The organism is Gluconacetobacter sacchari (assembly GCF_014174255.1).
Lineage (GTDB): Bacteria > Pseudomonadota > Alphaproteobacteria > Acetobacterales > Acetobacteraceae > Gluconacetobacter > Gluconacetobacter sacchari.
In genome coordinates this window covers 106,376-127,235 of the sequence record NZ_JABEQJ010000014.1, presented here as the reverse complement: position 1 = coordinate 127,235, position 20,860 = coordinate 106,376, and the positions used below count along the sequence as shown (strand labels likewise).

Sequence of the window (20,860 nt, the reverse complement as noted above, 5' to 3'; positions counted from 1 at the left end):
ATCCCCAATCCACGCCTCCATGAACTCCTGCCCTGGCACTGGAAAGCCCACCAGCAGGTCCACAATACCATCGCCGCCTGAATACGCCCGCGTCTCTCGCCGGATGATTACCGCCGGTCCAGTAGGCGACCCGCACATTCGCGGCCTGCCCCAGTGCCATGGTCACCATATAAGTGGTCGCGGTGACGCTGAGCACGATCTGGAATGCCGCCAGCGCGTGCGGCCCCAGCGTCGCCGCCTGCAACCCCGTGACCTCGAACAGCATGATCTCGGCCGCCGCGCCCGCGAACATCGGCAGGCCCAGGCGCAGCAGCACCGCCATGTCGGCCGCGCGCGGCCGCAGGGGCCATAGCAGCAGGCGCAGATGCGGACGGGAATGCACCATCGCCAGCAGCACCAGCGCGCTGCCCCACATGGTCAGGGTGGTGGCCAGCGCCGAGCCGCGCAGCCCCAGGGCCGGCAGGCCGAACCACCCGTGGATCAGCGCCGCGTTGAGCACGCCGTTCACCACCGCCACCGCCGGCATCACCCGCAGCAGGATGATCTGCGCGTCCAGCGCCGGCAGCACCACCTCGACCACTCCGGTGCCGATCAATGCCGGCGGGACGCCCCACATCAGGATGTGGGTGAAGGACGAGACCGGGGCGACGAATGCCTCGGGCTGGTGCATCAGCCGCAGCAGCGCGCCGGCCTGGCCCAGGATCGCCAGGCAGGGCAGGCACAGCAGCAGCGCCATCACCAGCAGCATGGCATGGATCGAGGCGATGCGCGCGCGCTCCCCCCGCCCGCTTGCCTGGGCGATCAGGACGCCGCCGGCGCCGAGCATGGCCTGCAACACCGCCATGACGGTGAAGAACAGGGTCGTGGACAGGCCGCCGATGGCCAGCGCGTCCGCCCCCAGCCCGCCCAGCAGGACGCTGTCGGTCACGCCCATGGCCATCTGCGCGATCTGCGCCAGGGCGATGGGGGCCGCGATGCGCAGCAGGAGACGAAGTTCCGATCGGGGCGAGGCTGGGTGCGGCATGGGCGCATCCAGAGCAGATCGGCCCGGGAAAGACCAGATGCCGCGCACAAGGGTGTTGCGTCCGCCCCGTGCCTGTCGCATCTAGGCGGCATCATGCCCGATTCCATGCCGCAACTGACCCTGCACGACAGCAGACGCCGCGCGACGGTTCCCTTCGCGCCCCTCGATCCGGGGAATGTGCGGGTCTATTATTGCGGGCCCACGGTCTACGACCTGGCGCATATCGGCAATCTGCGGGCCATGATGACCGCCGATATCCTGGTGCGGCTGCTGCGGCACCTGTATCCGCATGTCACCTATGTCCGCAACATCACGGACGTCGACGACAAGATCAATGCCCGCGCCCGCGCGAACGGCGAGACGATCGACAGCCTGACCGCGCGCACCATCCGCGATTTCCACGACGATCTGGCCGCCGTCGGCGTGCTGCCGCCGGATGTGGAGCCGCGCGCCACCCGCCATATCGCCGAGATGATCGCGCTGATCGAATGCCTGATCGCCAGCGGCCATGCCTATGAGGCGCAGGGCCATGTGCTGTTCGCCGTCGCGCGCTTTCCCGATTACGGCGCGCTGTCCGGCCGGTCGCCCGACGACCTGCTGGCCGGCGCCCGGGTCGAGGTCGCGCCCTACAAGCGCGACGCGGGGGATTTCGTGCTGTGGAAGCCCTCGGAGCCCGGCCTGCCGGGCTGGGAGAGCCCGTGGGGGCGCGGGCGGCCGGGCTGGCATATCGAATGCTCGGCGATGTCGCATCGCTATCTGGGCGAAAGCTTCGACATTCATGGCGGCGGCAGCGACCTGCTGTTTCCGCACCATGAGAACGAGCTGGCGCAGAGCCAGTGCTGCTTTCCGCGCGGGCGGTTCGCCAACCACTGGGTGCATAATGCGATGCTGCTGGTGAATGGCGAGAAGATGTCCAAATCGCTGGGCAATTTCCTGACCATCCGCGACGTGCTGGCCGACACGCCGGCCGAGGCGCTGCGCCTGATGCTGCTGCATGCCCAGTATCGCTCGGTGCTGAATTTCACCCGCGCCGGGCTGGACGAGGCGAAGCAGACGCTGAACCGATTCTATCGCGCCGTCGGCGACCTGCCGCCCGATGCGGCCGGGCCGGTGCCGGGCGCGGTGGTGGCCGCGATGTGCGACGACCTGAACACGCCGCGCGCCCTGGCCGAGATGCATGGCCTGGCCGACCGCGCCCTGGCCGGCGACCGCGGCGCCGCGCGCGGCCTGCGCGCGGCCGGCCGGCTGCTGGGCCTGCTGGGCCAGTCGGCCGATACGTGGTTCCGCGCCGGCGCGGGGGTTGGCGAGGCGGAGATCGACGCGCTGATCGCCGAGCGGCTGGCGGCCCGCGCGGCGCGCGATTTCGCCCGGGCCGATGCCATCCGCGCCGGCCTGGCGGAGCGCGGCATCGTGCTGGAAGACGGTGCCGGCGGGACGATCTGGAGGCGCGCGTGACCGGGCGGGACGGCGGGGCCGATATCGGCCCGATCGGCAACAGCCCGGTCGTGATCCTGGTGCGGCCGCAGATGGCCGAGAATATCGGCACCACGGCGCGCGCCATGGCCAATGGCGGACTGTTTCACCTGCGCCTGGTCGCGCCGCGCGACGGCTGGCCGCTGGAGCGGGCCTGGCGCGCGGCCTCGGGCGCCGACCGGATCCTGGATGCGGCCACGGTGCATGAGAGCGTCGATGACGCGGTGGCGGACCTGCACCATGTCTTCGCCACCTGCCCGCGCCCGCGCCATATCGTCAAGACGGTGCTGACCGCACGCGGCGGGGCGGCGGAACTGCGGCAGATGAGCAGCCGCGGCCTGCGCACGGGCCTGATGTTCGGCCCCGAGCGCGCCGGGCTGGACAATGAGGACATGGCCCGCGCCGACGCGCTGATCCGCTACCCGCTGAATCCGGCCTTCATGTCGCTGAACCTGGCGCAGGCGGTGATGATCATGGCCTATGAATGGTGGATGGCCGAGGACGCCACCCCGCCGCGCACGCTGATGACCAATGAGACCCATGTCGCCACCAAGGGCGAGCTGGACAATTTCATGCGCAACCTGATCGGCCAGTTGGACGAATGCGGCTTTCTGCGCAACGAACAGAAGCGCGCCGGCATGGTGCGAAACCTGCGCCATTTCTTCACCCGCGGCGAAGTCACAGAACAGGAACTGCGTACCCTGCACGGCGTGGTGACGGAACTGGCCCGGGGCCGCAAGGCACGGACGGGCGGGGACAAAGCCTGAAACATCCGCGCGATTTGGCATGCATGTCGCGGAGCCCGGCCGCTACCCGCTCCTCGCCTGCCTGAGCCCGGCGACGGAAAACGGACATCGTCCACCCGAAGACAGGTAGAAGACAGGCATCGGGGGAAGGCTGTCTCGGACACCGTGTTCGGCCCATGAAACCCGAGGGGCGGGAGCAGCCGGATGACGCGTTCACGGATTCTTGTCCGCCAACAATATGACCGTCATGAAACTTAATAAATATACGGTAAATATAATGAGTTTTTAACAGATATCTTGGAAGCCATCAGGATATCATGACAGCATCATGAGAAACAACACACCCCAGCGCCATCTGATGGGCATCGATCTTGTTCGTTTCTTCGCGGCAACGATCGTCATGATATATCATGTTAATTTCTTCTACAGGCTGCGAGGACTTCCACTAAATCGGTTCGGATGGCCTATTTCCGACCATCTCTTCATTTCCGATAAATTCGGTTGGGTTGGCGTCGAGATATTCTTCGTCATTTCCGGCCTGGTCATCCATCACTCCGCGTCTCGCGGAACGGCGTCAAGTTTTGCCGTGAACCGGATGCTCAGGCTTGTTCCCGGCGTGTGGATCTGCGCGACGATTTCTCTGCTTATATATGCGTTCCTCGGTGAGCATCCTCTACTCACTCTCATGAAACTCTATGTATGCACCCTGCTTTTCTGGCCGTTTTCCGCCATCGACGGCGTCTATTGGACGCTGGGTGTGGAAATTTCGTTCTATGCGATCGTCTTCTATCTTCTGCTGATCGACCGCCTGAGACATCTCGAATGGATCATGTTCGCATTCGGCATGGTCAGCCTGTCGTTCTGGTGCGTCGCCCTGACGCTAGAAACTGTTCTGCCGCATATCCATGGCCGCTATGCCGGTTTCGCCCTGCTCTGGACCCACAAGGCCGTCGCCGCGCGCATCTTTCAGCTTTGCCTGATCCAGCATGGCTGTTTCTTTGCCCTTGGCGTTCTCATCAAGGAGGCGACGGAAAGCGGCCTGACCAGGATACGCCTCATCACCGGCATGCTCCTGTGCTGCGGCTGTTCGCTCGAGATCATCGGACAGAACGATCTTATCGCGCGCCTCACGAAAATGGATCTCAATCCGCTGTTTCCGCTGGCCATCTGGTGGATTGCCTTCGCCGCGATCGTCCTGTCCGTCACGCAGGTCCTCGCCGCCCGTTCGTGGCGGCCAGAGTTTACCCGGGTGCTGAAATTCATGGGGCGCATCACCTATCCGCTCTATCTGGTGCCTGCCCCGGTCACGATCCTGATCTGCACGCTTCTCGCCCCCTCTCTGGGAACAAATGCGGTCCCCGTGGCGATACTCGGTGCATTCATCGTGGCAGTACTGGTCGATGCCTATCCGGAACCCGCGATGCGCGGCCTTCTGAAGCGGATCCACAGGCCGGCAATAGCCGCCCTTCCCCGGGAATCGACACCCTGACGCAAGGGCCCGGGTGGGTCTGCCGCGAACGAGGCCGCCCGCGGCAAAATCCCATCCAGCTTCAGCGCGCGGCGATGCGCAGCCGTTCCGCGACCCGTTCATGGCCCATCAGCGGCAGCAGGTCGCGCATTTCCGGGCCCTTTTCCTCGCCGGTCAGGGCGACGCGCAGCGGGTGGAACAGGGCCTTGCCACTGCGGCCGGTGGCGGTACGGATCGCGCCGGTCCAGCTTTTCCAGGTTTCGCCGTCCCACGGATCGGCGGGGAGCAGGGACAGGGCCTGGAGCAGGTAGGCGCCCTCGTCGTCCTGCACCGGCGGGACGATCGTGCCGCCGGCCACGTCCCACCAGTGGCGCAGTTCGGACAGCAGGTCGACATTGCCGCGCACCGCCAGCCAGAAGGCCTCGGTCGCGCCCTCGGGCAGCAGGTCGCGCATCGCTTCGAAGGGCTTCTGGTGCATCACCTTGCGGTTGAGCGCCAGCAACTGCCGCATGTCGAAACGCGCGGCCGAACGCGAGACGCGGCGGACATCGTAGGTGGTGGCCAGTTCTTCGAGGGAGAGCGGTGCCGGATCGTCCGCGCTGCCCAGCCGCGCCAGGTAGGAGACGACGGCGGCGGGATCGATGCCGTCCTGGCGCAGGGCGCGCAGCGACAGGCCGTCGAAGCGCTTGGACAGCTTGCCCCCGGCCTCGTCCAGCAGCAGCGGCAGGTGCGCGAAGGTGAAGCGGCCCGGGCGGGCACCCAGGGCCTCGGCGATGTCGATCTGCACGCCGGTATTGGTCAGGTGGTCCTCGCCGCGCAGGATGTGGGTGATCCCGGTTTCCAGGTCGTCCACCACCGAGGCCAGCGTGTAGAGCACCGTGCCGTCGGCGCGGACCAGGACGGGGTCGGAAATGGAGGGCAGCTTGACCTGCGAGCGGCCCATGACCAGGTCGTCCCACGCCACCATGCCGTCGGACAGGCGGAAGCGCCAGTACGGCACCTTGCCGTTGGCCTCGGCCTGCGCGCGCTGTTCGGCCGTCATGCGCAGCATCGCGCGGTCATAGACCGGGGGCTTACGCATGCGGATGCGCGCCTCGCGCTTGGCCGCCAGTTCCTGCTCGCTTTCGAAACAGGGATAGAGGCGGCCGGAATCCTTCAGCGTCTCGATCGCCGCCGCATAGCGGTCCAGCCGGTCGGACTGGCGGAACGTCTCGTCCCACCGGATGCCCAGCCAGGCGAGGTCGGTGCGCAGGGCATCGGCATAGTCCTCGCGCGAGCGCTCGCGGTCGGTGTCGTCGATGCGCAACTGGAACGTGGCGCCGTGGCGGCGCGCATACAGGGCGTTAGCAATCGCCTGACGGGCGTTGCCGACATGGAGCAGGCCCGTCGGGCTGGGCGCGAAGCGGAGTTTCATGCCGCCTATATGCGTCGGACGCGTCGGAAAGGCCAGCCGGAAGGCCGCCGCCGCTTGCCCCTTATTCGTCGTCCTCGTCGTCCTCGACCAGGCGGCGCGGGTCGAGCGCGCGCCAGTCGCGCTCCATCGGCGTGGCGGGGTTGGCGGTGAAATCGTCCAGCTCGTTGGCCGAGCGCCAGCCCTCGTCGCCCACATCGAGGATTTCGGCGTCCTCGCCGAAGGAGAGCCACGCTTGCAGCACCTCGCGCGGGGACGCGCCGGGGACGCGGCAGCGTTCGATACTGTCGCGGACATAGGCGCGCGCGAAGGCGTTGGCATGGGACAGATCGACGAAGCCGCCGATATCCTCGACGATTCCATCCTCGGCGCCGCCCGACAGATCCAGGATCCGGACGCGCCAGCCGGACTCGTCCTGCGTGGAATCGGGGCTGATGGGGGTGTCGGTCAAATGCGAAATTCCCTGTGATGGTGCCCGCGGGACATGCCCCGGCGGGAGGGTGGGATCAAGTGCCCGAGGCCGCCCGGTCGTTCGCGCGGCGCAGCAGGAACTCGCGCCCGACCTTGACCCGGGGTTCGCCGTCATACGACACGATGTCGGCGGTGGCATAGGTTTCCGACCAGCGGTCGGGGATGAAGGAGCCGGTGCCGACGACATCGATCGGCGCGTGGGCGTCGGCCATCGCGAGGCATTTCTCGACGTTGAAGCCGGACGAGACGATGATCCGCACCTTGGGGAAGCCGGCTTCGTCCAGCACCTCGCGCATGCGCCAGATCGCGGCGGCGGAGACGCCGGTGCCGACCAGGTTGCGCAATTCGGTCTCGGAACGGTAGCGGCGGATGGTACCGGGGGTGTTGCGCTCCAGCGCCGCATAGGACGTCTGGGGGTCCAGCCCCTCGAGGAAGCGGCCGCCATGGGTGTCCAGCCGCACCGCCAGGCGCCCCGCCGCCGCCAGGTGGGGAAAGGCGCGGCAGACCGCCAGACCGTCCGTGATCTCGCGCCCGAAATAGTCGGTCAGCACCACGAGGTCGGACTCGGGGAATGCCTCGTGGAACATCTCGGCCGCGCGCAGGGTGGAACCCGCGTAGCCGATCAGGGCGTGGGGCATGGTGCCCAGCCCGGCCGGCTGGCCGAAATAGCCCGCCGTGGCGTCGTTGGCGCCGCCGACGAAGCCCAGCGCGCCTTCGCCCCGCGCCGCCAGGCTGCCGATCGAGGCGGCGTAGGCCATCTGTTCCTGCATTTCGAAGCCGGCGCAGTGCCGGGCCTCCATGGCCAGGAAGCGCACCTTGGGCAGCGCCATCGCCATCTGGTAGGCATTCAGCGCCGCGACGCAGGGCGGGCCGAGCTTTTGCAGCAGCAGTGTCTCGAGATCCGCCAGCGCCGCGAAGGAGCCGGTGATGTAGACCAGCGGCTCGCCCGCCCCGACCCACGCGCCCTCGGGGAACATCACCTCGTGCGTCAGGACGATGCCGCGCGCGCGGGCCACGTTGTCCAGCCACTCGGTCATCAGCCGCGTCGCGGAGAGGACCGGACGGCGGACGAACAGGGCGTAGGTCACACGCCGGTCGCCGAAGCGGGTGACGATGTCGCGCGTCCGGTTGAAATAGGCATCGGTCCGCGCCCGGATGGTTGCGTCATCCAGGGCCTGGCTGGGGCCGAAAGCCGTGGGGGACTGGACTGCCGACATCGTTCCTCCGATGGTCTTCCCGTTATGCGGCCTCCGTGCCTTTGGTGCCGGACCCGCCGCGCAGGCGGGCCGTCAGTTCCTCGGCCAGCAGGAATGCCATCTCCAGCGACTGCTCGGCATTGAGCCTCGGGTCGCAGAAGGTTTCATACCGTTCACCAAGATCGGCCTCCGTCAAGCGGTGGGCGCCGCCCACGCACTCGGTCACGTTCTGTCCGGTCATCTCGACATGCACCCCGCCGGGGTGGGCGTTCTCGGCCTGGAAGACGTCGAAAAAGCCGCGAATCTCGGTCAGAATCGACTCGAAGGAGCGCGTCTTGACCTTGTTGACGGTCGAGATCGTGTTGCCGTGCATCGGATCGCACAACCACGTGACCGTGCGGCCCGAAGCCACCACCTTGCGCAGCAGCGGCGGCAGGTTGCGGGTCACGCCCTCGGCGCCCATGCGCGAGATCAGCGAGATGCGACCCGGTTCGTCGGCCGGGTTCAGGATCTCCAGCAGGCGTTCCAGGTCGTCGATCGTGGTCGTCGGCCCGACCTTGATGCCGATCGGGTTGCGCACGCCGCGCAGGAACTCGACATGCGCGCCGTCGGGCTGGCGGGTGCGGTCGCCGATCCAGACGAAATGCGCCGAGCAGTCGTACCATTCGCCGCTGGTCGAATCGATGCGCGTCAGGGCCTGCTCGTACGGCAGCAGCAGCGCCTCGTGCGAGGTGTAGAACTCGGTCTCGTCCAGTTGCCGGCTGGTGGCGCCGTTGACGCCGCAGGCCGCCATGAAGGCCAGGGTCTCGTCGATGCGTTCGGCCAGCACGCCGTAGCGCTGGGCCAGGGGCGAGCGCTCGACGAAGCCCAGGTTCCAGCGATGCACCTGGTGCAGGTTGGCGTAGCCGCCGCCGGCGAAGGCGCGCAGCAGGTTCATCACCCCCGCCGACTGGAAATAGCCGGTTTCCATGCGCGTCGGGTCGGGGATGCGCGCCTCGGGCGTGAAGGGCGCGCCGTTGATGATGTCGCCGCGATAGGACGGCAGGCTGACGCCGTCGATCGTCTCGGAATCCGACGAGCGGGGCTTGGCGTACTGGCCGGCCATGCGACCGATCTTCACCACCGGCACCTTGGCGCCGAAGGTCAGCACCACCGCCATCTGCAACAGCACGCGGAAGGTGTCGCGGACGATGTCGGCGGTGAATTCGCTGAAGCTTTCGGCGCAGGCGCCGCCTTGCAGCACGAAGGCGCGGCCCTGCGACGCGGCGGCCAGCCCGGCCTTCAGGCGCCGTGCCTCGCCCGCGAAGACCAGCGGCGGATAGCGGCGCAGCCGGTCCTCGACCGCCCGCAGGGCGGTCGCGTCGGGATAGCTGGGAACCTGACGGATGGGAAACGACCGCCAGCTTTCCGGCGTCCAGGCCTGCCGGGAAGATTTGTCGTGGCTGTGCGTCGCACTCATGGTCGGTTCCTAAAATTCCTCTGATCGTCCGGTCGCGGCATCCCAGCGATGCGCGCCGCCATCTTCCCCAGGCCCGGCCCCGACGGCCGGCCTTGCAAGGGGCAGTCTTTATGTCGAAAATCCCGCCCCAACGCAAAGAGGATCGGCGTATCGCGCGTCATGCCTGCCTGCCATGTTTTTCGGGCGTGCAACGACGCGCCGCAATCGGCTAAACCCGCCGGATACGGGATGATTCGGCGGCGATACGGAGCGGGGCCTTAACCGGCCACGGCGTACATGACATGCTGCGTCCCACCCACCTATGGAAGGACTCCCGATGCTGGCCACGTTCCGCACCAGCCTGATCCCGCTTCTGGCCGGCTTCTGCCTGCTGGCCGCGCCCGCTCTCGCCGCACACGGCGACCCGGAGACCAAGGCCCGGCAGCCCGCGCAGGGCCAGGACGGAGTCGAGGCCCAGCATGGCGAAAACATGACCGTCCAGGGGCGCCGCAGCCTGCCGCCCGGATACCAGGACGCGCCCTCGATGGACATGACGCATGGACCGGACCCGGACCACGAGGCCGGCGTACACCGCGATGCCGTGACCGGCAGCGACCTGTCGCGCTTCGGCAACGCCTATCAGAGCAGCGGCCCCTACGGGCAGGGACAACTGGGCGATGCCACCGGCAATGGCTGGGTGACGCCGCGCTGAGGCGGCACTCTCGCTCGGCAGGCCGGTTTTTCAGGCCGCCTCCCGAGCATCAATCCGCTGCCGGCTTCCTCTCGCTTTCAATCGCTTGTGCGCTGTGTGACGCGGGTGCGGGTGCGCATGGTCACGAATTCCTCGGCCGAGGTCGGGTGGATGCCGACCGTGCGGTCGAAATCGTGCTTCGTCAGGCCGGCCGTCACCGCGATGGCCAGGCCCTGCATCATCTCCGGCGCATCGTCGCCCAGCATGTGCGCGCCGACGACCTTCTGGCTGGCCTGGTCGACCACCAGCTTCATCACCGTCTTGCGCGCCCGGCCGGTGAGCGTGTGGCGCATCGGGGTGAAGCGCGCCAGATAGATATCGACCGCGCCGTCACGCACGGCCTCGGCCTCGGTCAGGCCCACGCTGGCCAGCGGGGGCGAGAAGAACACGGCCTTGGGCGTGGTCGCCAGCGACCATTCGCGCGCGTGGCCCTGGCCAAACAGGCGGTCGGCCAGGCTATGGCCCTCGGCGATGGCGACGGGGGTCAGGTTCACCCGGTTCGTCACGTCGCCGATGGCGAAGATGCCCGGCACGTTCGTCTCGCCGACCGGATCGACGACGATCCGTCCGCCGGCCGTCACCGCCACGCCGGCGTGATTCAGGCATAGTCCGCCGACATTGGGGCTGCGCCCGGTGGCGAAGAAGACGCAATCGGTCTCGATCGTCGCGCCGTCATCCAGTTCGACCGTGTAGTGGCCGCCATGGGTATGGATCGCCACCGGCGTCCGCCCCGCATGCTGGCGGATTTCCCTGCCCGCGATGGCCTCGTGCAGGGCCGTGCGCAGATCGTGGTCGAACCCGCGCAGCGGCAGGTGCTGGCGGTAGACGAGATCGACCTCGGAGCCCAGCCCCTGGAAGATGCCGGCGAATTCCACGCCGATATAGCCGCCGCCGACCATGCAGACCCGTTTCGGCCGGGCCTTCAGATGAAAGGCCTCGTCCGACGAGATCGCGTGCGCGATGCCGGGGATGTCGGGCAGGTCGGGCCGCGACCCGGTGGCGACCACGATCCGCGCCGCCGTCACGCGCCGGACCGGCGCGTCGGGCGCGAGATCGCCCGGGCCGATCGCGATGGTATGCGCGTCCTCGAACCGGGCAGTGCCGGTGAACAGCGTGACTCCCGATTTTTCCAGCATCGAGACGTAGATGCCGTTGAGGCGCGCGATCTCGTGGTCCTTGGCGGCGATCAGCGCCGCCCAGTCGTGATGGCCGGGGCGGGTGTCCCAGCCGAACCCGTGGCTGTCGCGCGCAAGGTCGCCATATTCGGCGGCCTGGACCATCAGCTTCTTGGGCACGCAGCCCAGATTGACGCAGGTGCCGCCCCAATGCCGGTTTTCGGCCACGGCGACGCGTGCGCCATGCGCGGCGGCGATGCGCGCGCAGCGCACGCCGCCCGACCCCGCGCCGATGACGAACAGGTCGAAATCATACGTCATGGCGGTTTTCCGATCAGCGTTCGGCGAAAGCCTTTTCGACCACATAGGCGCCGGGGTTGGAATTGTTGCCCTCGTCGAAGCCGCGGGATTCCAGCAGCGCCTCGGTATCGGCCAGCATTTCGGGCGAGCCGCAGATCATCACGCGGTCATGCGCCGGGTCCAGCTCGGGGATGTTCAGGTCGGTGAAGATCTTGCCGGATTCGATCAGCTTCGTGATGCGGTCGGTCACCGCGAATTCCTCGCGCGTCACCGCCGGATAATAGAGCAGCTTGCCCGATACGTCCTCGCCCAGGAACTCGTGCTGCGGCAGTTCGTGGCGGATGTGGTTGGCGTAGGCCAGCTCGCCCGAGATCCGCACCGTGTGGCTGAGGATGACCTTGTCGAACCGCTCGTAGACCGAAGGGTCCTTGATCAGGCTCATGAACGGCGCCAGCCCGGTGCCGGTGGACAGGAAATACAAATTGCGGCCGGGGCGCAGATTGTCCAGCAGCAGCGTGCCGGTGGGCTTGCGGCCGATCAGCACCTTGTCGCCCGGCTTGACGTGCCGCAGGCGCGAGGTCAGCGGGCCGTCGGGCACCGCGATCGACAGGAATTCGAGCTGTTCCTCGTAATTCGCGCTGGCGATCGAATAGGCGCGCAGCAGCGGCTTGCCCTCGACCTCGATGCCGATCATCGCGAACTGCCCGTTCTCGAACCGCAGCGCGGCGTCGCGGGTGGTGGTGAAGCTGAACAGCCGGTCGGTCCAGTGATGGACGGTCAGCACCGTCTCGGCGTTCAGGTGGCCGTAGGTCTTGGTCGGCTCGGCCAGATGATACACGCCGGCCTCACCCGGAACGGGCTCCAGACCGCTCGGCACGGTCCCGGCAGGCATGGTCCCAATAGGCTTGGTCAACGTATCGGACATGAGATCAGAACTCTCCGTCATGACAGGAACTCATAGGCCACGCCCGCGGCATGCGCCCCGTTCGTGCAGAAGGGAGAGATGTTTAAGCACCCCGCGTCGCCGATGCCAGCACAAAACCGCGATCGGAGGGTTGAGGCAACGGCAGGCCTGCCCCATGCGGAACCGTTGTGGGATGGCGCGCGATGGCGCACAAACCGGATATGACATCCCATTCCCCCGCCGTCAGCGCCGTTGCGGCCGCCATCGCCGAAACCGGCCTGACCGTCGAAACCCGCGAACTGCCCAAGCTGGAGCGCACCGTCGCCCGTGCCCTGACGCCGGGACAGGACCGCGTGGACGACGCCACCTTCCGCGCGGCGCTATGTGCCGTGCGCCGCAAGCCCTGGGGCTCGCGCCTGATGGACCTGACCCGCCGCGCGGGCCAGGTGTGGGTGACGCGCGCGGATGCCGAGGCCGCCGCCGCCGCGATCGACGACCCGGAGCCCGACGACGCCCGCCTGCTGGAGGCGCTGTCCGCCGTGATTCGCGCGCGCCTGCGCGCCAGCGCCGCCACCCCCGAGGCAGCGGTGGAAACCGTGCGCGCCGACCTGTTCGACGGCACCGGGCGGGTGCTGACGCCCGCCGAGACCGAGACCCTGTCGCGCGCGGTGGCCGAGGCGTTCGCCCTGGACCCGCGATCGGGCTTCGTCGAGGGCATGCGGCGCGATGCCGATGCCAGGCGGCGGGAACAGGAGGCGATCGAACAGGCCGCCCGTAGCCGGCGCAATGTGGAAGAACAGAGGCTGCGGGACTGGGAAGACAGTCTGGTCGGGTTTTCCGAGGTTCCGCGCCTGCTCCATTGCTCGGGCAAGGAAGCGCTGCGCTGGATCGCCGAGAACCGGCTGCCGGTCGCGCGCCGGGTCCCGCAGCCGGACGGTACGGAGCGGTGGGAATTCGACCCCCGGGAACTGGTGGCCCTGCGCGCCCGCCTGCCCGAATGGCGCGGCGGCGGCCCCCAGGCCCCTGCCCTGGTGCCCGATCCCGGCACGCGCAAGGTGGGCAATGCCGTCATTGCCCGCGTCGCGGCGCTGGACCGCTATGCCGCGCATTTCAAGACCGCGCGGGCGCTGAAGCGCAGGATCACGCTCGTCACCGGCCCGACCAACAGCGGCAAGTCGCATACCGCGCTGGAAGCCCTGGCGCGGGCCGAAAGCGGCATGGCGCTGGCGCCGCTGCGCCTGCTGGCCCACGAGTTCCGCGAGGCGCTGGCCGCGCGGGGCGTGCCGACATCGCTGGCGACCGGCGAGGAACGGATCGATGTGCCCGGCAGCCGGCACCTGGCCGCCACGGTCGAGATGTGCCCGCTGCACAACCCGGTCGATGTCGCGGTGATCGACGAGGCGCAGATGCTGGCCGACCCCGATCGGGGCGCCGCGTGGACGGCGGCGATCATGGGCGCACCGGCGCGGCATCTTTATGTACTGGGCGCGCCGGATTGCGTGCCGATGGTGCGCCGGATCGCCGAACTGTGCGGCGACCCGCTGGACGAGGTGCGGCTGGAGCGCAAGGGGCCGCTGGTGACCGCCAGCGAGGCCGTCCATCTTCAGGACCTGAAGCCGCATGACGCGCTGATCGCCTTCTCGCGCCGCGAGGTGCTGGATTTTCGCGCGGCGCTGCTGGCGCGGGGGCGCAAGGTCGCCGTGGTCTATGGCGCTCTGAGCCCCGAGGTGCGGCGGGCCGAGGCCCAGCGATTCAACGACGGCGCGGCCGATATCCTGATCGCCACCGATGCGATCGGCATGGGGCTGAACCTGACGATCCGCCGCGTGATCTTTACCGCGCTGCGCAAGTTCGACGGCACGCAGACCCGCGACCTGAACGCGCAGGAGGTCAAGCAGATCGGCGGCCGCGCCGGGCGCTACGGCAAGCATGAGCAGGGCGTGGTGGCGGTGCTGGCCGGCGCGGGCAGCGCCGCGTTCGTGCGCGCCATGCTGGCGGCGCCCCCCGCCGACCCCACCGACCTGCGCCCGCAGGTCCAACCCGATTCCGACATCATCCAGGCGGTGGCGGCGGAAATCGGGTCGGAGAGCCTGTTCGGCGTGCTGTCGCGCATTCGCCGCGCCGTACTGCGCCATGACGACCCGAATTACCGTCTGGCGAACATGGAGCAGGCTTTTGCCATCGCCACCGCGCTGGAAGGCGTGACCGGCCTGACGCTGGCGCAGCGCTGGGTCTATGCGATGTGTCCGGTGGACGACCGCGACAACGGCATTCAGCGTCTGGTGCAATGGGCCGCCGACCATGCCGCCGGGCGCCCGGTGATTCCGCCCGGGACCGGGCGCCTGCCGCCCGCCGAGCGGGCCGACCGCATCGAACTGGAACGCGCGGAGAAGCGCCACAAGCGGCTGGTGGCGTGGCGCTGGCTGGCGCTGCGCTTCCCCGATGCCTATCGCGCCGGAGAAGACGCCGAGGAGGCGACCGCGCGCCTGAACGACTGGATCGAGGACGTGCTGCGCCAGCAGAGCAGCCGCACCCGGGCGGACGAGGCCGACCGCGCGCGGCCGGGGCCGAAGCGCCCCCAGCGTGGGCGCGGCGGCGGTGGCGAACCCGGCGGTGGCAAATCCGCTGGCGTGCGCGCCCACCGCCGATAAGGGACATGATCGGAGGATGGGCATCGCCGGGGGCAACTGAAGGAGACGCCGCGTCGCACCCCGGAAATCCCTGTACTCGATACCTGGCGCATTGGAATGTATATAAAATTTACAATACGATCATTTATTCCGCGTGTAGCAGGGAGAGAATTTCCTTCAACGGGGTTTCGCAATGAAAAACTTTGCCAGCGTCGTATTGATGGGGTTGGTCGCGGCCCCCGCGATGGCATTCGGCGCTCCATGCTGGAAGCAGGATCAGACTGTTTTATTGTCTGGAAAAATCACGATTGAATCCGTTGCTGCACAAAGCGATCCTAAAAAAGACGCATATACCTATCCTTTGCTGCATTTAGAAAAAAAATCCTGTTATTCGGACAGCGACTACGGAAGTATTTCTGATGTTCGAGCCGTTGCCGTTGTCTCCGGCTATCATCAGCTCCACTTCCAGGAAGGTCAGCATGTCAGCCTGACGGGAGCGATAGAACATACGGTGACTGCCGATCAGCCTCCACAGGCTCTTATGTTATATATGAAAAACTGAACCCATGAAATCTTGCCGCATGCATGTCGATTCTGTTGGTGCGATCGGGACCTGAAGATTCTTGAGCGACTGGCCTTTTGCCGCGCGGGCGGCATCGGCGCGAGGCGTTCGACGTGAGCGAAGCCGGGAGCATGAAACCCGCGCTTGACCGCCGGAGCGGAGCATCGTTATGTTATAGTATAACATAACATATTCGGTTCGGAGAGAGGGTTGCATGGATATGCTGGTTGGAGAGGATCACCGGCTTCCGGTCACGGTGCTGTCCGGTTTTCTCGGTGCGGGCAAGACGACCCTGCTGAATCATGTGCTGAACAATCGCGAGGGCCATAAGGTCGCGGTGATCGTCAACGACATGAGCGAGATCAATATCGACGCCGACCTGGTGCGCCAGGGCGGGAGCAACCTGTCGCGCACCGATGAAAAGCTGGTCGAGATGACCAATGGCTGTATCTGCTGCACGCTGCGCGACGATCTTTTGCAGGAGGTGCGGCGTCTGGCGGACGAGAAGCGGTTCGACTACCTGCTGATCGAATCCACCGGCATCGCGGAGCCGCTGCCGGTGGCCGCGACCTTCGCGTTTCGCGACGAGGCGGGCGAGAGCCTGAGCGATGTCGCGCGGCTGGATACGATGGTCACGGTCGTCGATGCGGTGAACCTGCTGCGCGATTACGGTTCGACCGACTTCCTGAAGGATCGCGGCGAGACGGCCGGAGAGGAGGACGACCGCGCGCTGGTGGATCTTCTGGTCCAGCAGATCGAGTTTGCCGATGTCGTCGTCGTCAACAAGGTCTCGACGGCCACGCCGGACCAGGTGGAGGCCGCCCGCAAGATCATTCGTGCCCTCAATCCCGATGCCGACCTGATCGAAGCCGACATGGGCCGGGTGGCGGTCGGCCGCGTGCTGAATACCGGGCGCTTCGACTATGACAGGGCGCATCAGCATCCGCTCTGGTACAAGGAACTCTTCGGCTTTGCCGGGCATGTGCCGGAAAGCGACGAATACGGCATTCGCAGTTTCGTCTATCGGGCGCGCCGCCCTTTCGTGCCGCGGAAATTCCAGACATTCCTCGATACGAGCTGGCCGGGCCTGGTGCGCTCGAAGGGTCATTTCTGGCTGGCGACACGCCCCGACTGGGTGGGCGAGATGAGCCAGGCCGGGGCACTGGTCCGCAATCAGGCGATGGGCCTGTGGTGGGCCTCCGTGCCGAAGGCCGAGTGGCCGGACAGCGACCAGTGGCGCGACATGGTCCTGGGCAACTGGGACCCGGTCTATGGCGACCGCCGCCAGGAGATCGTCTTTATCGGCACCGGCGACATGGATGAGGCCGCCATCCGGGACAGGCTCGATGCCTGCCTCGTGCCCGACGACGGCGCGACGATCTTCGACCCGGCGCGCTTTGCCCGCCTGCCGGACCCCTTCCCTGCCTGGCGCCGTGATGCCGAGGGCGTGGCGCACGCCTGACCGCAAGGACGCGTTCGTGAAATTCTTTCGAAAGAACCGAGCCGATGAAAACGAGAGCCGCGATAGCCTGGGAACCGAACATGCCGCTCGAAATCGACCTCGTCGATCTCGAAGGCCCCCGGGAGGGGGAGGTCCTGGTCCGCATCGTGACCACCAGCCTGTGCCATACCGACATGTTCACCTTGTCGGGACGTGATCCGGAAGGACGTTTCCCGGCCATTCTGGGGCATGAGGGGGTCGGCGTCGTCGAGGATATCGGCACGGGCGTGACCTCGGTCCGTCCCGGCGACCACGTCATCCCGCTTTATATCCCCGAAGATCCGAACTGCCCGATGATCCGCTCGGGCAAGACCAATCTCTGCTCGACCATACGGGAAACGCAGGCCCAGGGGCTGATGCCCGACGGAACCAGCCGCTTTTCCTACAAGGGCCGCCAGATCCTGCATTACATGGGCACCAGCACCTTCAGCGAATACACCGTGCTGCCCGAGATCGCGGTGGCCAGGATCAGCCGGGACGCGCCCCTGGCCAAGGCCAGCGTGATGGGCTGCGCGGTGCCGACGGGGATGGGCGCGGTGAGGAACGCCGCGAAGGTGGAGGCAGGCGCGACGGTCTCCGTGTTCGGCCTGGGCGCGATCGGCATGGCGGTGATCCAGGGCGCGGTCATGGCGGGCGCGGCGCGGATTATCGGCATCGACACCAATCCCGCCAAGTTCCTGCTGGCGAAACGCCTGGGGGCGACCGACCTGGTCGATCCCGGCGACCATGCCGGGCCGATTCAGGACGTCATCATCGGGATGACCGGCGGGGGTGTCGATTATGCCTTCGAGGCGATCGGGCGCGTGGATATGATGCGCGCGGCGCTCGAATGCTGCCACAAGGGCTGGGGGGAATGCACCGTCATCGGCGTGGCCGGCGCGGGAGAGGAAATCGCGACCCGGCCGTTTCAGCTCGTCACCGGGCGGGTCTGGCGCGGCACGGCGTTCGGCGGCGTGAAAGGTCGCTCGGAGCTACCCGGCATGGTGGATGAATGGCTGTCGGGCAAGTTCAGCGTCGATCCGTACATCACGCACAACATGACCCATGGGCAGATCAACCGGGCGTTCGACCTGCTGCGTCGGGGCGAGGCGATCCGGTCGGTCATGCATTACCGCCCGGGCGAGACGATGACGAACGACCTGCCCGGCGAGATCCTCATGGAAGCCTAGGCGCGGGGTGGGCGTCAGGGCGCGCCCACCACCGCCAGCCCGCCCATATAGGGGCGCAGCACTTCCGGCACCGTGATGCTGCCGTCGGCGTTCTGGTAGTTTTCCATCACCGCGATCAGCGTACGCCCGACCGCGAGGCCGGAGCCGTTGAGCGTATGGACGAACTCCGGCGCCTCGCCCTCGGCGGGGCGGAAGCGGGCGTTCATGCGCCGGGCCTGGAAGGCGCGCGTGGTGGAGCAGGAGGAGATTTCGCGCCATGCGTCCTGGCCGGGCAGCCAGGCTTCCAGGTCGAAGGTCTTCGCGGCGCCGAAGCCGGTATCGCCGGCGCAGAGCAGCATGCGGCGATAGGGAATGCCCAGCCGTTCCAGCACCGTCTCGGCGCAGCGGGTCATGCGCTCCAGTTCCGCGTCGCTGTCCTCGGGCCGCGTGACCGAGACCATCTCGACCTTCTGGAACTGGTGCTGGCGCAGCATGCCGCGCGTGTCGCGGCCGGCGGCCCCGGCCTCGCTACGGAAGCAGGAGGACAGGGCGACCATGCGGCGCGGCAGGGCCGACGCCGGCAGGATATCGCCCGCCACGCTGGCGGCCAGCGGGACCTCGGCCGTGGGGACCAGCCAGCGCCCGTCCTCGGTGCGGAAGGACTGGTCGGCGAATTTCGGCAGCTTGTCGGTGCCGAACATCGCGGCCTCGTTGACCAGCACCGGCACCGCCGTTTCGGTATAGCCGTGGTCCTGGACATGCAGGTCGAGCATGAACTGGCCCAGCGCGCGCTCCATCCGCGCCAGCGCCCCGCGCAGGACCACGAAGCGCGCGCCGGACAATTTGGACGCGGTTTCGAAATCCATCATGCCCAGTGCCTCGCCCAATACGAAATGCTCGCTTGGGGGGAAGGCGAAATTCCGCCGTTCGCCGACCTGATGGACCACCATGTTCGCGGACTCGTCGGCGCCATCGGGCACGCCATCGTCAAGCCGGTTGGGCAGCGTGACCAGCAGGTCGCGGATTTCGGCGTCGCGGTCGCGGACCACGGCCTCCAGTCGCTCGATCTCCTCGCGCAGGGCGACGGCCTCGGCCTCCTGCGGCGTGCTGTCGGCGCCGGTGCGGCGCAGGGTGCCGACCTCTTTCGACAGGGTCTTGCGGCGGGCCTGACGGTCCTGCAACGCGGTCACGGCGGCGCGTCGCTCCTCGTCCAGCAGGACGATATGGGCGGCGACCGGGGCGCCGCCCCGGCGCGTCAGGGCCGCGTCGAAGGCGGCCGGATCGGCGCGGAGCGCGCGGAGGTCATGCATCTTGGGTCTCCTGGTCCAGGTCGGCGGGGCGCTTGGGCTGGACCAGGCGCGCGCAGACGATGGAAATTTCGTACAGACCGATCAGCGGCACCGCGAGGCCGGTCTGGGTGATGATGTCCGGCGGGGTCAGGATCGCCGCGATCACGAAGGCGCCGACATAGGCGTAGCGCCGGAAGCGCTTGAGCGTGTCGGCAGTGACGATGCCGACCCGTGCCAGCAGCGTCAGCGCCACCGGCAGTTCGAACGCCACGCCGAAGGCCATGATCAGCTTCATGACCAGCGCCAGATATTCCGACACCTTGGCCTGGAGCTGGATCTGCAATCCGTCCTGCCCGTCGGCGGTCTGGAAGGAGAGGAAGAATTTCCACGCGAAGGGGAAGACGAAATAATAGGCCAGCGCGGCGCCCATCACGAACATGATCGGGGTTGCGACCAGGAACGGCAGGAAGGCGCGCTTTTCGCTGCGATACAGGCCCGGCGCCACGAACATCCAGGCCTGCATGGCGACCATGGGGAAGGACAGGAACGCCGCGCCGAAGATCGCCACCTTGATATAGGTGAAGAAGGCCTCGTACAGCGCCGTGTAGATCAGGTGCGGCTGTTCGCCCTGCGCGCGCATCACGTCGCCCAGAGGCTGGGCGAGGAACAGGTAGATCCGCGCCGAGAAATGGTAGCACAGCAGGAAGCACAGGCCGAAGGCCAGCGCCGAGCGGATCAGGCGACGGCGCAGTTCGACCAGATGCTCCAGCAGCGGCATCGGCTGGTCGTTGATCGGATCGTCGTTCAGGATCGTTTCTTCCGGTTTGGGCGCGCTCATTATGTGTGGTCCCGCGCCGGCGCGTCCACGGGCACCCGCCGCGCTCCGTGCATGACCCGCGCCGGCGGCAGGAAGGCGGGCGGACGCAGCCGCGCCCATTCGGCGGTCAGCCGGCGCGCGACCGAGGGCGGCAGCAGGGCGGGCGCGGGCCCGGCGGGCGCGAGCGGCGGGAACGCGCCGTCGTCGCGCGCCGGGGCCGGCGGGATGTAGCCGTAGCGGTGCGCCCCGTCGGGATCGAAACCGGGCGGGCTGGCCGTCGCCGGGGTGGAAGCGTCGAGCGGCGATTCGCCGAAGGTGCGTTGCAGCGTGCCGTCATCGTCGATCGCGCGCATGATCTGGTTGCGGACATTGAGGCGGCGCAGGCCGCCCAGCGCGTCCCTTGCCTCCGTCAGGTCGGCCTCGCGCACCATCTCGTCGACATGGGACTGGAATTCCGAGGCCATCTTGCGGGCCTTCTTGATCAGCCCGGTGATGGTGCGGATCGCGACCGGCATGTCCTTGGGCCCGATCAGCAGCAGGGCGACGACACCGATCAGTGCCATTTCGGACCATGCGAAATCAAACATGACCGATCCCCGGCTCAGGCTTGGACATT

The 20,860-nt window shown here is 67.5% G+C and carries 18 protein-coding genes; 8 read left to right on the top strand and 10 right to left on the bottom strand.

What is annotated here, in order from left to right; all coding sequences use genetic code 11:
- On the bottom strand, positions 1-1,024 hold a 1,024-nt coding region (locus tag HLH48_RS12165; RefSeq protein ID WP_182997773.1), incomplete at its 3' end, for an MATE family efflux transporter.
- 93 nt (positions 1,025-1,117) lie between these two features.
- Between HLH48_RS12165 and cysS the strand changes: the two genes are divergently transcribed.
- The 3 genes from cysS to HLH48_RS12150 all read left to right on the top strand — a co-directional run bounded on the left by cysS (position 1,118) and on the right by HLH48_RS12150 (position 4,732).
- Positions 1,118-2,479, top strand: coding sequence for a cysteine--tRNA ligase (gene cysS / locus HLH48_RS12160; protein WP_182997772.1), 1,362 nt, complete (start codon positions 1,118-1,120; stop codon positions 2,477-2,479).
- Positions 2,476-3,264, top strand: a complete 789-nt coding sequence (locus tag HLH48_RS12155) for an RNA methyltransferase (RefSeq protein ID WP_182997771.1) — start codon at positions 2,476-2,478, stop codon at positions 3,262-3,264. The genes cysS and HLH48_RS12155 overlap by 4 nt, the downstream gene beginning before the upstream one ends.
- A gap of 337 nt (positions 3,265-3,601) precedes the next feature.
- Entirely contained in the window at positions 3,602-4,732 is a 1,131-nt protein-coding gene (locus HLH48_RS12150; RefSeq protein ID WP_182997770.1) for an acyltransferase family protein, read from the top strand.
- A gap of 61 nt (positions 4,733-4,793) precedes the next feature.
- Here HLH48_RS12150 and gltX read toward each other — a convergent pair whose 3' ends face one another.
- The 4 genes from gltX to HLH48_RS12130 all read right to left on the bottom strand — a co-directional run bounded on the left by gltX (position 4,794) and on the right by HLH48_RS12130 (position 9,248).
- Complete coding sequence (gene gltX, locus HLH48_RS12145) at positions 4,794-6,125, bottom strand: glutamate--tRNA ligase (protein ID WP_182997769.1); 1,332 nt, start codon at positions 6,123-6,125, stop codon at positions 4,794-4,796.
- Positions 6,126-6,186: 61 nt separating this feature from the next.
- Positions 6,187-6,573 (bottom strand): hypothetical protein, encoded by a 387-nt coding sequence (locus HLH48_RS12140; protein WP_220795097.1) that lies wholly within the window; start codon positions 6,571-6,573, stop codon positions 6,187-6,189.
- A 55-nt stretch (positions 6,574-6,628) separates the two neighbouring features.
- Positions 6,629-7,810, bottom strand: a complete 1,182-nt coding sequence (locus HLH48_RS12135) for a beta/alpha barrel domain-containing protein (RefSeq protein ID WP_182997768.1) — start codon at positions 7,808-7,810, stop codon at positions 6,629-6,631.
- A 22-nt stretch (positions 7,811-7,832) separates the two neighbouring features.
- Positions 7,833-9,248: a class II 3-deoxy-7-phosphoheptulonate synthase gene (locus HLH48_RS12130; RefSeq protein ID WP_182997767.1), complete on the bottom strand. Its 1,416-nt coding sequence runs from the start codon at positions 9,246-9,248 to the stop codon at positions 7,833-7,835.
- Positions 9,249-9,564: 316 nt separating this feature from the next.
- Between HLH48_RS12130 and HLH48_RS12125 the strand changes: the two genes are divergently transcribed.
- Positions 9,565-9,939, top strand: a complete 375-nt coding sequence (locus HLH48_RS12125; RefSeq protein WP_182997766.1) for a hypothetical protein — start codon at positions 9,565-9,567, stop codon at positions 9,937-9,939.
- 77 nt (positions 9,940-10,016) lie between these two features.
- On the opposite strand, the gene gorA is transcribed toward HLH48_RS12125, so the two are convergent.
- Together gorA and HLH48_RS12115 are read right to left on the bottom strand one after the other, a co-directional pair.
- Positions 10,017-11,414 (bottom strand): glutathione-disulfide reductase, encoded by a 1,398-nt coding sequence (gene gorA, locus HLH48_RS12120; RefSeq protein WP_182997765.1) that lies wholly within the window; start codon positions 11,412-11,414, stop codon positions 10,017-10,019.
- A 13-nt stretch (positions 11,415-11,427) separates the two neighbouring features.
- On the bottom strand, positions 11,428-12,318 hold the full coding sequence (locus HLH48_RS12115; protein ID WP_182997764.1) for a ferredoxin--NADP reductase: 891 nt from the start codon (positions 12,316-12,318) through the stop codon (positions 11,428-11,430).
- 200 nt (positions 12,319-12,518) lie between these two features.
- Between HLH48_RS12115 and HLH48_RS12110 the strand changes: the two genes are divergently transcribed.
- The 4 genes from HLH48_RS12110 to HLH48_RS12095 all read left to right on the top strand — a co-directional run bounded on the left by HLH48_RS12110 (position 12,519) and on the right by HLH48_RS12095 (position 18,159).
- On the top strand, positions 12,519-14,948 hold the full coding sequence (locus tag HLH48_RS12110; RefSeq protein ID WP_182997763.1) for a helicase-related protein: 2,430 nt from the start codon (positions 12,519-12,521) through the stop codon (positions 14,946-14,948).
- A 172-nt stretch (positions 14,949-15,120) separates the two neighbouring features.
- On the top strand, positions 15,121-15,489 hold the full coding sequence (locus HLH48_RS12105; RefSeq protein WP_182997762.1) for a hypothetical protein: 369 nt from the start codon (positions 15,121-15,123) through the stop codon (positions 15,487-15,489).
- Between the two features lie 220 nt (positions 15,490-15,709).
- Entirely contained in the window at positions 15,710-16,951 is a 1,242-nt protein-coding gene (zigA, locus tag HLH48_RS12100; RefSeq protein ID WP_182997784.1) for a zinc metallochaperone GTPase ZigA, read from the top strand.
- Positions 16,952-16,995: 44 nt separating this feature from the next.
- Positions 16,996-18,159: an S-(hydroxymethyl)glutathione dehydrogenase/class III alcohol dehydrogenase gene (locus tag HLH48_RS12095; RefSeq protein WP_182997761.1), complete on the top strand. Its 1,164-nt coding sequence runs from the start codon at positions 16,996-16,998 to the stop codon at positions 18,157-18,159.
- A 14-nt stretch (positions 18,160-18,173) separates the two neighbouring features.
- Here HLH48_RS12095 and serS read toward each other — a convergent pair whose 3' ends face one another.
- From serS to tatB, 3 genes are read right to left on the bottom strand one after another with little or no spacing between them, the layout of a single operon-like run.
- Positions 18,174-19,448 (bottom strand): serine--tRNA ligase, encoded by a 1,275-nt coding sequence (gene serS / locus HLH48_RS12090; RefSeq protein ID WP_182997760.1) that lies wholly within the window; start codon positions 19,446-19,448, stop codon positions 18,174-18,176.
- Entirely contained in the window at positions 19,441-20,265 is an 825-nt protein-coding gene (gene tatC / locus HLH48_RS12085) for a twin-arginine translocase subunit TatC (protein WP_182997759.1), read from the bottom strand. The genes serS and tatC overlap by 8 nt, the downstream gene beginning before the upstream one ends.
- Entirely contained in the window at positions 20,265-20,831 is a 567-nt protein-coding gene (gene tatB, locus HLH48_RS12080) for a Sec-independent protein translocase protein TatB (RefSeq protein WP_182997758.1), read from the bottom strand. The genes tatC and tatB overlap by 1 nt, the downstream gene beginning before the upstream one ends.
- Positions 20,832-20,860: the final 29 nt, after the last annotated feature.

Coding starts and splice junctions, on each gene's coding strand:
- HLH48_RS12110 (WP_182997763.1), top strand. CDS start 12,519: ATGACATCCCATTCCCCCGCCGTCAGCGCCGTTGCGGCCGCCATCGCC.
- cysS (WP_182997772.1), top strand. CDS start 1,118: ATGCCCGATTCCATGCCGCAACTGACCCTGCACGACAGCAGACGCCGC.
- HLH48_RS12105 (WP_182997762.1), top strand. CDS start 15,121: ATGAAAAACTTTGCCAGCGTCGTATTGATGGGGTTGGTCGCGGCCCCC.
- gorA (WP_182997765.1), bottom strand. CDS start 11,414: ATGACGTATGATTTCGACCTGTTCGTCATCGGCGCGGGGTCGGGCGGC.
- HLH48_RS12130 (WP_182997767.1), bottom strand. CDS start 9,248: ATGAGTGCGACGCACAGCCACGACAAATCTTCCCGGCAGGCCTGGACG.
- HLH48_RS12125 (WP_182997766.1), top strand. CDS start 9,565: ATGCTGGCCACGTTCCGCACCAGCCTGATCCCGCTTCTGGCCGGCTTC.
- HLH48_RS12115 (WP_182997764.1), bottom strand. CDS start 12,318: ATGTCCGATACGTTGACCAAGCCTATTGGGACCATGCCTGCCGGGACC.
- HLH48_RS12095 (WP_182997761.1), top strand. CDS start 16,996: ATGAAAACGAGAGCCGCGATAGCCTGGGAACCGAACATGCCGCTCGAA.
- HLH48_RS12150 (WP_182997770.1), top strand. CDS start 3,602: ATGGGCATCGATCTTGTTCGTTTCTTCGCGGCAACGATCGTCATGATA.
- HLH48_RS12135 (WP_182997768.1), bottom strand. CDS start 7,810: ATGTCGGCAGTCCAGTCCCCCACGGCTTTCGGCCCCAGCCAGGCCCTG.
- tatB (WP_182997758.1), bottom strand. CDS start 20,831: ATGTTTGATTTCGCATGGTCCGAAATGGCACTGATCGGTGTCGTCGCC.
- zigA (WP_182997784.1), top strand. CDS start 15,710: ATGCTGGTTGGAGAGGATCACCGGCTTCCGGTCACGGTGCTGTCCGGT.
- serS (WP_182997760.1), bottom strand. CDS start 19,448: ATGCATGACCTCCGCGCGCTCCGCGCCGATCCGGCCGCCTTCGACGCG.
- tatC (WP_182997759.1), bottom strand. CDS start 20,265: ATGAGCGCGCCCAAACCGGAAGAAACGATCCTGAACGACGATCCGATC.
- gltX (WP_182997769.1), bottom strand. CDS start 6,125: ATGAAACTCCGCTTCGCGCCCAGCCCGACGGGCCTGCTCCATGTCGGC.